The organism is Ruegeria sp. P10 (assembly GCF_056534925.1).
In genome coordinates, this window is record NZ_JBQERJ010000001.1 from 259510 (window position 1) to 273604 (window position 14095).

14 protein-coding genes and 1 tRNA gene are annotated in these 14095 nt (G+C 55.6%); 7 read left to right on the top strand and 8 right to left on the bottom strand.

The features are described from left to right. The first annotated feature begins 2 nt into the window (after positions 1-2). The 5 genes from ACR0FB_RS01315 (at position 3) to ACR0FB_RS01335 (ending at position 3997) form a co-directional block, all read left to right on the top strand. Entirely contained in the window at positions 3-425 is a 423-nt protein-coding gene (locus ACR0FB_RS01315; RefSeq protein ID WP_480619394.1) for a hypothetical protein, read from the top strand. Between the two features lie 277 nt (positions 426-702). Then, positions 703-1032 carry a hypothetical protein gene (locus ACR0FB_RS01320; RefSeq protein ID WP_170344260.1) on the top strand — a complete coding sequence of 110 codons (330 nt, stop codon included), beginning with the start codon at positions 703-705 and terminating at the stop codon, positions 1030-1032. A gap of 208 nt (positions 1033-1240) precedes the next feature. Then, on the top strand, positions 1241-2251 hold the full coding sequence (locus tag ACR0FB_RS01325) for a branched-chain amino acid ABC transporter permease (protein ID WP_480490187.1): 1011 nt from the start codon (positions 1241-1243) through the stop codon (positions 2249-2251). Further along, entirely contained in the window at positions 2248-3561 is a 1314-nt protein-coding gene (locus tag ACR0FB_RS01330; RefSeq protein WP_480619396.1) for a branched-chain amino acid ABC transporter permease, read from the top strand. The genes ACR0FB_RS01325 and ACR0FB_RS01330 overlap by 4 nt, the downstream gene beginning before the upstream one ends. 181 nt (positions 3562-3742) lie before the next feature. Beyond that, positions 3743-3997: a hypothetical protein gene (locus ACR0FB_RS01335; protein WP_171115893.1), complete on the top strand. Its 255-nt coding sequence runs from the start codon at positions 3743-3745 to the stop codon at positions 3995-3997. Between the two features lie 32 nt (positions 3998-4029). On the opposite strand, the gene ACR0FB_RS01340 is transcribed toward ACR0FB_RS01335, so the two are convergent. Next, positions 4030-5577 carry a helicase HerA-like domain-containing protein gene (locus ACR0FB_RS01340; protein WP_480619398.1) on the bottom strand — a complete coding sequence of 516 codons (1548 nt, stop codon included), beginning with the start codon at positions 5575-5577 and terminating at the stop codon, positions 4030-4032. A 448-nt stretch (positions 5578-6025) separates the two neighbouring features. Here ACR0FB_RS01340 and ACR0FB_RS01345 point away from each other — a divergent pair, with 448 nt between their 5' ends. Further along, a complete protein-coding gene (locus ACR0FB_RS01345) occupies positions 6026-6634 on the top strand; it encodes an invasion associated locus B family protein (RefSeq protein WP_480619399.1) in 609 nt (202 codons plus the stop codon). Positions 6635-6690: 56 nt separating this feature from the next. Here ACR0FB_RS01345 and ACR0FB_RS01350 read toward each other — a convergent pair whose 3' ends face one another. From ACR0FB_RS01350 to ACR0FB_RS01365, 4 genes are read right to left on the bottom strand one after another with little or no spacing between them, the layout of a single operon-like run. Continuing rightward, complete coding sequence (locus ACR0FB_RS01350; protein WP_480490193.1) at positions 6691-7899, bottom strand: beta-ketoacyl-[acyl-carrier-protein] synthase family protein; 1209 nt, start codon at positions 7897-7899, stop codon at positions 6691-6693. A 9-nt stretch (positions 7900-7908) separates the two neighbouring features. Continuing rightward, entirely contained in the window at positions 7909-8166 is a 258-nt protein-coding gene (locus ACR0FB_RS01355; protein ID WP_171723262.1) for an acyl carrier protein, read from the bottom strand. Positions 8167-8198: 32 nt separating this feature from the next. Next, positions 8199-9290 (bottom strand): UDP-3-O-(3-hydroxymyristoyl)glucosamine N-acyltransferase, encoded by a 1092-nt coding sequence (lpxD, locus tag ACR0FB_RS01360; RefSeq protein WP_171632414.1) that lies wholly within the window; start codon positions 9288-9290, stop codon positions 8199-8201. Positions 9291-9324: 34 nt separating this feature from the next. After that, positions 9325-10866, bottom strand: coding sequence for a L,D-transpeptidase family protein (locus ACR0FB_RS01365; protein ID WP_480619400.1), 1542 nt, complete (start codon positions 10864-10866; stop codon positions 9325-9327). A 417-nt stretch (positions 10867-11283) separates the two neighbouring features. Between ACR0FB_RS01365 and mepK the strand changes: the two genes are divergently transcribed. Beyond that, complete coding sequence (mepK, locus tag ACR0FB_RS01370) at positions 11284-11853, top strand: peptidoglycan L,D-endopeptidase MepK (protein WP_171632409.1); 570 nt, start codon at positions 11284-11286, stop codon at positions 11851-11853. Positions 11854-11908: 55 nt separating this feature from the next. On the opposite strand, the gene ACR0FB_RS01375 is transcribed toward mepK, so the two are convergent. The 3 genes from ACR0FB_RS01375 to ACR0FB_RS01385 form a co-directional block, all read right to left on the bottom strand. Next, the gene (locus ACR0FB_RS01375) at positions 11909-12241 is read right to left on the bottom strand and encodes a hypothetical protein (RefSeq protein WP_480619402.1); all 333 of its coding nucleotides are present in this window, start codon (positions 12239-12241) and stop codon (positions 11909-11911) included. A 468-nt stretch (positions 12242-12709) separates the two neighbouring features. After that, positions 12710-12786: transfer RNA gene (locus tag ACR0FB_RS01380), tRNA-Arg, on the bottom strand. Between the two features lie 77 nt (positions 12787-12863). After that, positions 12864-14084: a cysteine desulfurase gene (locus ACR0FB_RS01385; RefSeq protein ID WP_152458008.1), complete on the bottom strand. Its 1221-nt coding sequence runs from the start codon at positions 14082-14084 to the stop codon at positions 12864-12866. Positions 14085-14095 lie beyond the last annotated feature (11 nt).

The following is a 14095-nucleotide window of genomic DNA, read 5'->3' on the forward strand; positions in this document are numbered from 1 at the left end:
CTATGAAAACTAGCCTACTCGCCGTTTTCTGTTCATGTCTGTTAGGCAGCATCGCGTTTGCTCAGAGCCTAGCACCGCAAGCTAAGCAGTCTAAAAATGGCGTGATCGTCCGTTGCGAGTTCGAGAATCAACGAACGGTCATCCTATCGGCGCTCGATGACAGGATTGTTTGGCAGGAAAATGGTTCTGATTACCCTACCAGTGATTGGACACATATTCGGATATCGCATGACCCAATATTGTCAGTATTTGCTTATGGTGTGGGCATCGGAAGCCCGAGACTCGATATTTACCAAGGTATCGTCCACGCTGATAAGCCCGACTACGACCTTGAAACTGCAATCCTCAGCGAGACGATTGTTGGGCGCGAAAGTTTGATAGTAGTGGCCGTTGAGGGTTTTTGCCAAGGCGAGCAACAGAACTAGTGGGCTTTCTCAAAGCAATTATTACGCCCTCCAACTTCCTTCTTGTTTCCGCAATCGACTGAAGTCGCGAGTTTAGAAGGAAACGCTCGTTGATCTCGGTATCTGGCCGTCTTTAACTTCGACAACCATCCCAAGATTTCCACGCCTCAGCTGCAATCCGGTCACATTGTGCGTTTAGCGCCGGGCTTTGTGAAGGAAACGGTTTCCCGGTCAACCAAAGTTAGCTCCGTGAAATCAAGCGAACCTTCTGAATAAAAACTCTGTTCAGGACCCAAAAATGAAAAAATGGATGTGTGTGGCCATTGCCACCTTGTGCGCGACCGCCGCAACTGCGGAAGAACGTCACTTTGTCTGTGTGTCGGATCGTGACGGCAGCGAAGTGCGCCTCAACCGGGCACCGGAAGGAGACAAGGGCAATATCGAAACTGCGAATGTTTCAGGCGACGCGATGGTGTTCAAAGGCGTTGGCAACATGACGTTTGTCCATATTGAAGGCGAAGATGTCATGACCTTTGTCGTGCATTATGACGACATGTCCTTTGACCTCTCGGTCAAGGGTCCCCACGCGGGAACCGATCACGGCACCTGCACCGAGACGGACGCCTGATCCCGCTTCTTACCATCTCAGTCACTCACCGGAATTGGCCGGTGCGTGACTGAGCCAGGCCAAAATTGGATAGTCTTGCCTGCTTCCGGTTTTCTCGTGGATTTTTTTCACAACCAGCAGAAAAATATGACGCAAAACAGCGCAGGAAACATTGTGCCTGCGCGGACCGTCATGTCATAAGACCGCACCCGGACAGTGAGAATAAATAATGGATCTACTCAACGCGCTTGTTGCGCTTGCGAATTTTGTGTTGGTGCCTGCGGTCGCTTATGGCAGTCAACTGGCGTTGGGCGCGCTTGGCGTGACCCTGATCTACGGCATTCTGCGATTTTCGAACTTTGCCCATGGCGACACAATGGCCTTTGGCGCGATGATCGCCGTGCTGGTCACATGGGGGTTGCAGGCCGCCGGGATCAGCTTTGGACCGCTGCCAACCGCCCTGCTCGCCCTGCCCTTTGCCATACTGGGCTGTATCGTGCTGGTGCTGATCACCGACAGGCTGGTCTACAAATTCTACCGTGACCAAAAGGCGAAGCCCGTTATTCTGGTGATCGTTTCCATGGGCGTGATGTTCATCATGAACGGCCTTGTCCGGTTTATCATCGGGCCAGATGACCAAAGGTTCTCGGATGGGGCTCGGTTCATTGTTTCGGCGCGCGACTTCAAGGCGATGACCGGTCTGCGCGAGGGTCTGGCCATCAAGACGTCGCAAGGTATCACGGTGATCGTGGCCGTTGTTGCCGTGGCGCTGCTGTTTTGGTTTCTGAACAAGACGCGCACAGGCAAGTCGATGCGGGCCTATTCGGACAACGAGGATCTGGCGCTGCTGTCAGGCATCAACCCGGAACGTGTGGTGATGATCACATGGATCATCGTTGCGGCGCTGGCCACAACTGCTGGCGTACTTTACGGGCTGGACAAAAGCTTCAAACCCTTCGTCTATTTCCAGCTTCTGCTGCCGATCTTTGCCTCGGCCATCGTGGGTGGTTTGGGCAATCCTCTGGGCGCCATCGCAGGCGGGTTTATCATCGCGTTTTCCGAAGTGACGATAACATACGCCTGGAAGAAGGTGCTGACCTATGTGTCGCCCGAAAGTCTGGCGCCGTCAGGTTTGGTGCAACTTCTTTCGACCGATTACAAATTCGCGGTCAGCTTTGTCATCCTGCTGATCGTGCTTCTGTTCAAGCCCACGGGACTTTTCAAGGGAAAGGCCGTATGACCGACTCTGTCAAAAACACGCTGCTCTTCGCAATGGTCGGCGGCCTGATCCTGTTGACCGGTTTCACGCAAAGCTGGAACACCGCGATCCTGATCCTGAATATGGGGCTGATTTCCGCCATCATGGCGATCGGTGTAAACCTGCAATGGGGATTTGCCGGTCTGTTCAATGTGGGCGTGATGGGCTTTGTCGCACTGGGCGGTCTGGCCGTCGTACTGGTTTCAACGCCGCCCACGCCCGGTGCCTGGGCTGCCGGAGGTTATGGCATCGTTCTGTCTTTGCTGCTGGGTGCCGCGACAGTGGTTGCCGCCGTTCTGGTGGCAACGAAACTGCCGAAAGGCCGTGCGCAAACCCTGACGATCATCGCCGTTCTTGTCGTGGGCTTTTTTGTCTATCGCGCGGTGTTCGATCCCAGCATTGCGGCGGTCGAGGCCATCGACCCGGCGATTGCCGGCAATATTGGCGGTTTGAATCTGCCGGTTCTGCTGGCCTGGCCGGCCGGTGGTTTGCTGGCGGCGGGTGCTGCGTGGCTGATCGGTAAAACGGCGCTGGGCCTTCGCTCGGATTATCTGGCGATTGCCACATTGGGTATCGCCGAAATCATTGTCGCGGTCATGAAAAACGAAGACTGGCTGGCCCGGGGCGTCAAGAATGTCTACGGCATCCCACGCCCGTCCCCTGTTGTGGGCTACGAAGTGGATTTGCAGAACGACCCGGCCTTTCTGGCGCGGGCCGAATGGTTGGGGTTGGACCCCGTCACCGCATCCACCCTTTCGGTCAAACTCGGTTATTCGCTGCTGTTCCTGATTGTGCTTCTGGTTCTACTCTGGATGGCTCAGATGGCGCTGAAGAGCCCGTGGGGCCGGATGATGCGCGCAATCCGTGACAATGAAGTGGCGGCTGAGGCCATGGGCAAGGATGTCACCCGTCGTCATCTGCAAATATTCGTACTGGGTTCGGCTGTTTGCGGTATCGCGGGTGCGATGATGACAACGCTGGACGGCCAGTTGACGCCAAGCGCGTATCAACCGCTGCGCTTTACCTTTCTGGTCTGGGTGATGGTGATCGTGGGTGGTTCGGGCAACAACTTCGGGGCCGTTCTGGGCGCATTCCTCATCTGGTTCCTGTGGGTTCAGGTTGAACCGATCGGCTTGTGGCTGATGAATGTCATTACCGCCGGCTTGCCGGACGGAAGTGCATTGAAAGTCCACCTGTTGGACAGCGCCGCACATATGCGTCTGTTCACGATGGGTCTGATCCTGTTGATTGTTCTCAGATTCAGCCCAAGAGGGCTGATCCCAGAGAAATAGATCGCTTCCACCTTCAATATGCGAAACCGCGCCTCTTATCCGGCGCGGTTTCTTGATTCTTAACGATTTTTTGAATAAACGGACACACCGCAGTGATTTCTTTTTGCGGTATGTCGCCGGCACTCACATCCGTCTACGCCGATCTGTAACGATCATTTACACGTTTTGAAAAGAGTCAAAAATGAAAGCACCACGGTTCAAGACACTGCTTCTATTTCCGGTTGTTGCCATTGTAACAACCGCCTGCATTCCCACTCCGGAAGAACTTGAAACAACTCCCGTCAAAGTTCAAACGCCCAAAGGTGTCGTAACCTGTCAGCTATATCGTCACGACCGGGTGACCTGGGACCGGGCGATTGACTTCCCGGCTTCGAAAATGTCCGTGCCGGAGGCTGACGCCTACTGCCGTCAGGAAGGCCAGCGTCGTCTGAAGTAAACATTGCGGCGCCCGTGATGGGCGCCGTTCCGTCATCTGTTGCGGAACAATCCACCCAGAATACCACGAACGATTCGGCGTCCGGTCGTTCCTTTCAGTTCTTTGATAACTGCGTCGGTCATCGCCGATGCAAACGTGTCTTTCCGCCGTTGCACCCGGGACGAGGATCTGCCGACCCGGCTTCCCGAATATCTGCGAGCCGAAGAATACTCTCGTTCCATCGGTGATTGTGCCTCTAGAACTTCATCGGCCTCTGCCTGTTCAGCGGCCTTGGCGGCCGCCTCGGCCCGAGCCTGGAGGATTTCAAAGGCCGATTTTCGATCAATACTATCGTCATATTTAGACGCCATCGGCGAGGCATCGAGAATGGCCCTCCGCTGCGCATCAGAAATGGGCCCCAACTGGGAACCCGGCGGACGAATCAATGTGCGCTCGACAATTCCGGGAACACCTTTTTTCTGCAGCATCGACGTGACAGCCTCACCAACGCCCACCTCGCGAATTGCGGCTTCGGTGTCAAAGGCGGGGTTTTCGCGATAGGTTTCCGCCGCCAGACGCAGGTTCTTTCGGTCACGCGCCGTGAAGGCCCGCAAAGCGTGTTGAACGCGATTGCCCAACTGCCCCAGAATATCCTCGGGAATATCGGCGGGATTCTGGGTGATGAAATAGACACCCACCCCTTTGGACCGGATCAGGCGCGCAACCTGTTCAACCTTGTCCACCAACACTTTCGGAGCGCCGTCAAACAACAGATGCGCCTCGTCGAAGAAGAACACCAGCTTGGGTTTGTCAGGATCACCGACTTCGGGAAGCTCCTCAAACAATTCGCTCAGCAGCCACAGCAGGAATGTCGCATAAAGCCGTGGCGCTGCCATCAGTTTGTCCGAAGCAAGGATGTTCACCATCCCCTGCCCGTTTTCATCGGTGCGCATCAGATCGGACAGATCCAGCGCGGGTTCGCCAAACAGTTTTGTTCCACCCTGGTTTTCCAATACCAGCAATCGCCGCTGGATCGCACCGATCGAAGATGTCGATACATTGCCATATCGCAATGAAAGCTGGGCCCGGTTCTCGCCGATCCAGACCAGCAGCGCCTGAAGGTCTTTGAGATCCAGAAGAGGCATTCCCTCTTCATCGGCCACGCGGAACGCGATGTTCAGGATACCTTCCTGCGCTTCGCTCAATTCCATCAACCGGGACAGCAGCAACGGGCCCATTTCAGTGACCGTCGTCCGCACTGGATGGCCCTGTTCACCAAAAAGATCCCAGAACGTAACGGGGCAGGCGGAATAAGCAAAATCGTCGAACCCTATGCGTTTGGTACGATCCATAAATGCCTGATGCAGTTTTTGCGCGTCGCTTCCGGGCAAAGCCAGGCCCGACAGATCACCTTTGACATCGGACAGAAACACCGGAACTCCGGCTTGGGAAAACCCTTCCGCGAGGATTTGCAACGTTACGGTCTTACCGGTCCCAGTGGCGCCGGCAATCAGCCCATGGCGGTTGGCATATTTCAGTGCCAGTTCCTGCGGCTGGCCATAGCCTTCGCCTCCGCCACCCAAAAATATATTCTTGCCCATTAACATTGCCTTATGTTTCACCGATCCGTGACCAGCATACAAAGTTAACCTTTGACTGCGATAGTCAATTTGCCCCGCGTTTGTTTCCTTCACGTGGGGCAGACTTCCTCCCTGTCGACTGGCCGTGCCTTCGGGCACGGCTTTTTTGCAGGTTCAAAAATGGTTTCAAAGCTCTGACCGCAGTATTAAAATTTGAGGATAGCTGTTGACCCGTCTGCGACCCTCTCGTAGGGTTTGCGCATAAATAAGTCGGCCAGTCCGACGGGGAGAACCTTTTGGAAAAGAGAGCTGGCTTATGCAGCTCTCTTTTTCTGTCTCAGGGCAGTTGGTTTCTGGTGTTCTGGCAAGAATCCGTTCACGTTCAGACCAGCCGTTCTGTTAGTGCCTGACACCAGATCAGAAGAGTGTTAAACGAAGCAAAAAGCTCAAGCATCAAGTCGAGGCATTCATGATCAAGCAACTTCTAACCGCAAATACAGTGGCCGTCGCCTTTCTTAGCAGCGCAGTCTATGCCCAAGAGGCCAACGACGAAAGCCCGCAGCAGGCCGAGCCCGCCCAAACCGAAGCCGCGCAAGAACTGGATCTGGGAGAGACTGGCCCACGTATCGGCGAGCAATACGTCAAAGAAACAAGCGGTGCTTGGAATATAACCTGTCTACGGACCGAAGACGGCGAAGATCCTTGCCTGCTGCGTCAAGTTCTTTCCGGCGCCGAGGGCCAGCCGATTGCGGAAATCTCGATCAACAAGCTTCCCGAAGGAGCAGAGGCCGTTGCCGGAGCTAGGTTGACTGTGCCGCTGGAGACCATGCTGCAAGCACAAATTGCTGTGTCCATAGACGGCGCACCGGGTAAAAGATACAACTATCATCACTGCAACCCGGTAGGCTGCGTCGCGCAATTGGGCTTTACGCAAGGCGATATAGACGCCATGAAAGCGGGCAGTGAGGCAACAATCTCGCTGGTGTCAATTCTGGCCCCGAGCCAACTTTTGCAAATCGAAATGTCGCTGGCTGGATTTACCAGTGGCTACGATCAGCTGGAAGTCCTGCAAAACTGACAGATCGCAGACAAAGGCCGCTCTGAATGCGGCGGCCTTGTTTCGTACGTTGTTCGCTAAACCCGCTTCAGCGCCAAAACCGCATTCAGCCCGCCAAAGGCAAACGCATTGCTGAGCGCGACGTCAACTTTGGCTTCCCGAGCTTCGTTCGGCACAACATCAAGCGCGCATTCCGGATCGGGTTCCTCGTATCCGATGGTGGGTGCGATCACACCGTCCCGCAGCGCCATGATACATGCCAACAGTTCCACCGCACCGGTTCCACCAATCAGGTGACCATGCATGGATTTGGTCGACGATATCATCAGGTCGTCAGCATGGGGCCCGAAAACATCCGCCACGGCGGCACATTCGGTTTTGTCATTCGCAGCCGTCCCGGTGCCATGCGCGTTGATATAACCCACATCGCTTGCATTCAATCTGGCATCAGCCAAGGCACCTGACATGGCCCGTGAAGCCCCTTGCTTGCTGGGCATCACGATATCGGCCGCATCCGATGACATGGCAAAACCAACGACTTCGCACATGATCACGGCGCCACGGGCGCGGGCGTGTTCGTATTCCTCGAAAACAAAGACCCCGGCCCCTTCGCCCTGTACCATTCCGTTGCGATTGGCGCTGAACGGTCGGCACGCATCCTTGGACATGACGCGCAACCCTTCCCAGGCCTTGACGCCTCCAAAGCACAACATGGATTCGGACCCGCCTGTGATCATGACCGGGGCCATGCCGCTTCGGACCATCTGAAAGGCCTGCGACATGGCATGGTTCGAGGACGCACAGGCAGTCGACACGGTGAAGCTGGGGCCTTTGAGGTTGTGTTCCATGGAAACATGGCTGGCCGCCGCATTGTTCATGAGTTTGGGAACAACAAACGGGTGTACCCGATTCTTTCCGTCCTCATAAACCGAGCGATAATTGTCATCCCAAGTCGATACGCCACCGCCGGCGGTCCCCAGAACAACACCTGATTTTGCGGCCAACTCTCCGTGAAACTCGATGCCGGACTGATCGATGGCCTCTTTGGCGGCGGTCAGAGTGAACTGAGTGAACCGGTCATACAGCGACATCTGCTGACGGTTGAACCGACCTTCAGCCTCAAAGCCGCGAACCTGCCCGCCGATCTTGATGGCCAACCGATCAACGTCCCGAAATTCCAGTTCCGAGATGCCGCAACGGCCTTCGCGCATGGCTTCCAGCGTGTCAGGAACCGAATGGCCCAGTGAATTGATCGTACCTGCGCCGGTAATGACAACACGTTTCATGAGCGTCAGTCAGACCTTTTCCGACACGAGCTTTTCGATCCCGGAAATGATCGCAGCGACATTGGATATGTCAAAATCGTTGGCCTCGGGCTCATTGGCGTTGAACGGAATTGAAATGTCGAACTCTTCCTCGATGGCGAATATGCTTTCCACCAGACCAAGGCTGTCGATTCCCAGATCTTCCAGCGTGCTTTCGGGCGTCACATCCGATGGCTCCAGCACGGCCTGCTCTGCAATGATTGCGATGACGCGGTCGCTGATGCTCATGTCGATCCCCTGATTTTCAGTTTGACGATGATTTAATCGCTTGGGGTCTGTTTGAAAACAGCCTTTTTCAATGCCTCAACGTCGCGTGCCATTCGGGGCAGTCGGCGCTGCGCCTTGTAGACATCGGTGTGGGTCTCCATTTTGATGCCCGGATACCCCATGATCACGCGCCCGGCGGGCACATTTGACAGAATCTTCGTGCCCCCACCCGAAATAACGCCGTCTCCTATGAAAATATTGTCGACCACTCCGGTCTGACCACCCAGAACGACGTTGTTGCCGATCTCGACCGAGCCGGAGACACCTGTCTGACCGCACAGCAGACAATCCCGCCCGACGCGGGTGTTGTGCCCGACATGGACAAGATTATCCAGCTTGGTGCCATCACCGATCCGCGTGTTGCGAATTGTTCCATTATCGACAGTGCAATTGGCGCCAACCTCGACATCATCACCGATCTCAACCGCGCCCAAAGAATGGATACGGAGCCAACTTTGGGCCTTGGCGTCGCCCTGATCGCCCAACGTTTTGCGTGCGTTCTCAGCGCCAGAAACCTCGGGGGTCACGAAACTGAACCCGTCACTACCAATCCTTGCACCGGGCTGCGCGATGAACCGATCCCCGATTTGTGCGCGCGCGCCAATGCTGACCATTTCACGCAACAGGGCCTGTTCGCCAAGAATGGCGTCCATTCCCACCACGCAGTGTGCTCCGATGACCGAGCCCGAACCTATTCGCGCCCGAGCACCAACAACAGTCAGAGGTCCTATCGCCACATCTGGTCCAATTTCGGCCGTTGGATCGATCACTGCGGAAGGATGAATGCCCGGTTCAATCCCTTGCCCGCGATCCAGCATTGAGGTGATCCCCGCCATCGCCATGCGCGGACGCTTCACGAATATGGCCGCGCGCAACCCCATGTCCTGCCAATCCGCGCCCTCCCACAGAACGGCGGCGCGCGCGCGCCCTTTCGAAAGCGCTTCGGCGTATTTCGGAGACATGGCCATGGCCAGATCGGTTGGGTCAGCATCGCCCGGTTCGGCCGCCCGCACGATCGTCAGGCCACCGTCGCCTTGGCATTCAGCACCCAAAGCGTCGGCGATTTGTTGAATGGTAAACTGCATCTCGGGCTTCCTTTTGGCAGGATTTGCCCTGTGCTTAACTCTGAACGTCCGGCAGGGCCACCCCTGCCTTTTGCAGGGCCTCCCAAATCTTGCCGTCCCGGCCATAGACATCACGGCGATACTGCACCTCGCCTTTTGGCCCGACATATGCCGTTCGATAGATCAGATGAACCGGAACTGTTTGTTCCAAATTGACCTTGGTTTCCTTTCCCGTGCTCAGAACACGATGAAAGAATGCCTTGGGGTCCTCTTCCTGTTTGGCCAGCAACGCATATGCAAATTCGAAAGGCTGCGCCAGCCGGATGCAGCCGTGCGAGAACGCCCGCACCTCGCGCGCGAACAGGTTTTTCTGAGGCGTATCATGCAGATAGATATTGTACTTGTTGGGGAACATGAACTTGACCAGCCCCAAAGCATTGCTTTTGCTGGGCGGCTGGCGCATCGCAAAAGGAAAGCTTCGCGCGGTGAACTGATTGAAATCAACCGCCCCGCGATTGACCTGCCGCCCCCTGCTGTCCGTGATCTGAATATGACCGACCGCGTTGGGGTTCGCTTTCAGCTTCGGCAGGTATTCCTTGGTGATGATCGAGCGCGGAACATACCAGCTGGGGTTTATCACCATATGTTCCATAACATCCGAGAACTCTGGGCTGCGGCGATCATGCGTGTTCTTGCCGATCACCGCACGGGTTTCAAAGGTGACTTGCCCGTCATCCACGATCTTTGCCGAAAAATCTGTCTGGTTGACAAGGATATGACGTGCGCCGCGTTCCCGAGGCAGCCAGCGCTCCCGTTCCAAAGCGACATAAACAGCCTTGAGCCGGTCCACGGCGGGGCGATTCAACTCGGCAATCGTGCCCTTGCCTGCAACGCCATCGGGTTCCAACCCATGCGCGATTTGAAAGGCCCTGACCCCTTCCAGCAACGCGGCGTCGAACGACGGGCTGGCCGATGGTTTCATGTAGCCCATTAACACCAGCCGATTGCGAAGCTTCACGACATTGGGCCCGGTATCCCCGAATTCCAACTTAGTTTCCGGAACTGTCGCCCCCCAACCGCCTTGATCTACCAAATCCTGAAGCGCCAGCTTCTGTTTCATCAGAGCCCGGTACTGACGGGTTTGAGGAGCCAATTGCGCAAGATACGCGGCGCCATGTGTGTTCAGGGCGTTCAGATGCTCGGCCGCGCTGCGACGATCCACCGACCGAACAAGCCCGTCGTCGATGTTTCCGGGCCGAATAAAACCCGAGTACAATGCGTCGGCAAAATCCACAAAAACCCGGCTCAGTTCCGCTTCAACGGCGCCAAGATCGCGTGTCGAGCGTGCATCCTGCATTTTCTGCATCAAGGATGAAACTGTCGCATCGGCCCTTGGCAGACCGTGCAGATGCGCATGTGACAGTGCCTGGATCAATGCGGCCCGGCGTTGCATATGCTCATCGGATTCACCCACCCAAATCGGCGAAAACCCGGTTGTCCGGTAAAACTCTGCGATCTGCGATTCCCGTGGGGTATGTTCTGCAACGGCCATCTGAAACGCCGTGTTGTGCGCAGGTTCAGAAGTGGTGTTTGCCATACTCGCAGTGGCCGCAAAACAGCCGGCAAGCAGGATACTGGTACAGGTTCGGAATACAGAAAGCATTGGATGGCCTTGGAATCAATGGCTTGGTTGGTGATATGTGCGTCGAACAACTATGAGTTTGGCTGCGCAGACTTGTCTATTCACAAATTCCTTACCGAATTGCTTCTGTTGGCGTCTGATGCGCGTTTGCATCGGCCCGGTGATGTGCAGCCCACACCTGCAAATATTCTGTGCTCGGCTGTGACATTTGCGCAAAAATCTGCCGAAAATTCCCCCTTAAAAAGGTGCCTATGAAACACTTCTTGGCCGTCGAATCCGATTGTGTCATAAATTCCGCATCTGGGATGGGAAAAAATTAAGACAGCGCGCGTAACATCGTGCGCAGGCAGGAACAGTACGGGACGAACCAAAATGACCAAGAGCAGTTCCTCGGGCTTGACCCGACGTGCCCTATTGGGTGCGTTTGCAGCAACAGCAGTCGCAGCAGCACCCACCTACTCCAAAGCAGCAGGCTTTTTGCGCGGCGGCGGCGATATCCGTCGCATTCGCATGTATTCCGGTCGCACGGGCGAACGGTTGGACATGATTTATTGGGTCGATGGTAAGTATATCAAGGACGCAGTCAAAGAAGTGAACCATTTCATGCGCGATTGGCGCACGGATCACGTAAAATCCATCGATTTACGCACGATTGATATCATGGCGGCATCACACAACCTTCTGGATGTCAACGAACCTTACATGTTGCTGTCGGGCTATCGCTCCCCCCAGACCAACGCCATGCTCCGCGCCCGCTCTCGCGGCGTTGCCCGGAAGTCGCTTCATATGAAGGGACAAGCGGCAGACCTGCGCCTGTCTTCCCGCTCCGTCTCGCAGATGGCTAAGGCTGCTATGTCATGCCGGGCCGGCGGTGTCGGTCAATATAACGGGTCCAATTTCGTGCATATGGACTGCGGTGTCGTCCGCACCTGGCGCGGCTAAGACAGCGACTTCGCGATCTCGGCTTATATGACAGGGGTTTGACGGGGGCGGCCAGTTACATCCCCGCGTCTCCCCCTCCGCCGCCGGCATCACCGCCTCCGGTGTCATTGCTGGATGCTGTCGCCGCAGTGGAATTGTTGGTCTCACGAGACTTTTCATCGCCGACGTCAGCGGGAACACTGGAACCGGAAGCATTGTCGCTTTCTGAATCATCATCGCTTTCGGGTTCTTCATCATCGGTCAGCTTTCCAAGGATAAACGCCAGAATTACGGCGACCAAGATCCATCCTAAAACGCTTGAAGCTGAAACCCCGGTAATCGCGCTACCCAATAGTGCTACAATCACGACAACGATTATCAGCTTCTTATTTGAAGAGATGACTTTCACATTCCTTCCTCCATTTGAGCTGACGCGCGCCAGCCTCGTTCGGAAAGTGTACATCAAAAAGACCACTGCTTGAGGGGTTAAGCCTCAAAATGATTGTCAGGATTGTTTGCGTGGTGGCAAGCAGGCGAAAAACGGAGGCGTGCAGACACTATCCATGGCCCGAAAGGGTATTCGCATGGAAAATATCCCGAGAGGGGATCAGCCAGGGCACCTTTCATAGTTTCAACAGCAGATGCGGGTTGGAACTGTTGGAAGCCAAGATGCTTCGGGCGCTGGAAACCGAAAACGCGAAAACTAAAGAAGCGCTTGACCGGGGCAGATGTTGAATAACGCTATGCTGCGGCATATCCCCGGAGCAGCGCAAGACCCTTGTCCTTCATTAGCGATAGCTATGCGGCCCGGGAACTTCTCTCAATTTGGTGCAGAAGTTCCTGCTTTGCCCAATAAACCTTAGAAATATAGCGATGGTGGCGCACCTGAGAGGATTCGAACCTCTGGCCTCTGCCTTCGGAGGGCAGCGCTCTATCCAGCTGAGCTACAGGTGCCTTGGCCGTTAGCTAACCTTGTTCCAATCCGGGTGCAACTGAAAATCGTGATTGTTGCACCCTCTTTGAAACCAAAATCAGGCGAAAAGATCATGCGCCAATTCAAGCGCTTCGATCAGTGTGTCGACCTCATCCGTCGTGTTGTAGAGACCAAAGCTGGCACGGCAGGTCGCCGTGACGCCCAGGTGATCCATAAGCGGGCCCGCACAGTGATGCCCGGCGCGGACGGCAACCCCTTTTTTGTCCAGAATCGTAGATACATCATGGGCATGGCCGGCCCCGTCCAGCGTAAAGCTGAAGATGGCTGCCTTGTCTGGCCGCGTGCCCTGAACCTGAAGCCAGTTGAGACCATTCAGGCGCTGCATGGCATAGTCCCGCAGGCCGGATTCATGGGCGGCAATGTTGTCCATTCCCAAATCCATCATGTATTCCAGCGCAACGCCCAGGCCGATGGTTTGGACAATGCCGGGTGTTCCGGCCTCGAACTTCATCGGCGGGTCGTTGTAGATCACCTGATCCTTGCTGACCTCTTTGATCATGTCACCGCCACCGACAAAGGGGCGCATCTCGGCCATGCGTTCGGACTTGATGTAGATCGCACCCGACCCCGACGGGCCATACAGCTTGTGGCCGGTGATGGCGTAAAAGTCGCAACCGATGTCCTGCACGTTCACCGGCATATGCACCGCGCCCTGACTGCCATCAACCAGCACCGGGACGCCCCTGGCATGTGCACCTTCGGTGATGGCTTTGACATCCACGACGGTACCCAGAACATTGGAACATTGCGTCACGGCCACAAGTTTGGTTTTCGGGCCGATCGCATCGATTACCGCCTGCGGATCCAGCCCCCCGTCAGCGTCCACATCCACCCACTTCAGAACAACGCCCTGCCGTTCCCTCAGGAAATGCCAGGGCACGATGTTGGCGTGATGCTCCATGACGCTCAGGACGATCTCATCCCCGGCTTCCAGGCGCGGCATGGCCCAGCCATAGGCAACAAGATTGATCCCTTCGGTCGTTCCTGAATTCAGAACGATCTCATCCTCGTTCGATGCCCCCAGGAAACGGGCGATGATCCCCCGAACAGCTTCGTATTTCTCGGTCGACAGATTGGACAGATAGTGCAATCCACGGTGAACATTCGAATACTCTTCGGAATAGGCACGAGTCACCGCATCGATGACGACCTGAGGCTTTTGAGCCGACGCACCGTTGTCCAGATAGGTCAACGGCTTGCCATTCACCTGACGTGACAGGATCGGAAAGTCAGAGCGAATTTTCTGCACATCATACATGATACGGTTTT

Bases quoted from the DNA above. Each gene is read 5' to 3' on its own strand.
- ACR0FB_RS01315 (WP_480619394.1), top strand. From the start codon at position 3: ATGAAAACTAGCCTACTCGCCGTTTTCTGTTCATGTCTGTTAGGCAGC.
- ACR0FB_RS01320 (WP_170344260.1), top strand. From the start codon at position 703: ATGAAAAAATGGATGTGTGTGGCCATTGCCACCTTGTGCGCGACCGCC.
- ACR0FB_RS01325 (WP_480490187.1), top strand. From the start codon at position 1,241: ATGGATCTACTCAACGCGCTTGTTGCGCTTGCGAATTTTGTGTTGGTG.
- ACR0FB_RS01330 (WP_480619396.1), top strand. From the start codon at position 2,248: ATGACCGACTCTGTCAAAAACACGCTGCTCTTCGCAATGGTCGGCGGC.
- ACR0FB_RS01335 (WP_171115893.1), top strand. From the start codon at position 3,743: ATGAAAGCACCACGGTTCAAGACACTGCTTCTATTTCCGGTTGTTGCC.
- ACR0FB_RS01340 (WP_480619398.1), bottom strand. From the start codon at position 5,577: ATGGGCAAGAATATATTTTTGGGTGGCGGAGGCGAAGGCTATGGCCAG.
- ACR0FB_RS01345 (WP_480619399.1), top strand. From the start codon at position 6,026: ATGATCAAGCAACTTCTAACCGCAAATACAGTGGCCGTCGCCTTTCTT.
- ACR0FB_RS01350 (WP_480490193.1), bottom strand. From the start codon at position 7,899: ATGAAACGTGTTGTCATTACCGGCGCAGGTACGATCAATTCACTGGGC.
- ACR0FB_RS01355 (WP_171723262.1), bottom strand. From the start codon at position 8,166: ATGAGCATCAGCGACCGCGTCATCGCAATCATTGCAGAGCAGGCCGTG.
- lpxD (WP_171632414.1), bottom strand. From the start codon at position 9,290: ATGCAGTTTACCATTCAACAAATCGCCGACGCTTTGGGTGCTGAATGC.
- ACR0FB_RS01365 (WP_480619400.1), bottom strand. From the start codon at position 10,866: ATGGCAAACACCACTTCTGAACCTGCGCACAACACGGCGTTTCAGATG.
- mepK (WP_171632409.1), top strand. From the start codon at position 11,284: ATGACCAAGAGCAGTTCCTCGGGCTTGACCCGACGTGCCCTATTGGGT.
- ACR0FB_RS01385 (WP_152458008.1), bottom strand. From the start codon at position 14,084: ATGTATGATGTGCAGAAAATTCGCTCTGACTTTCCGATCCTGTCACGT.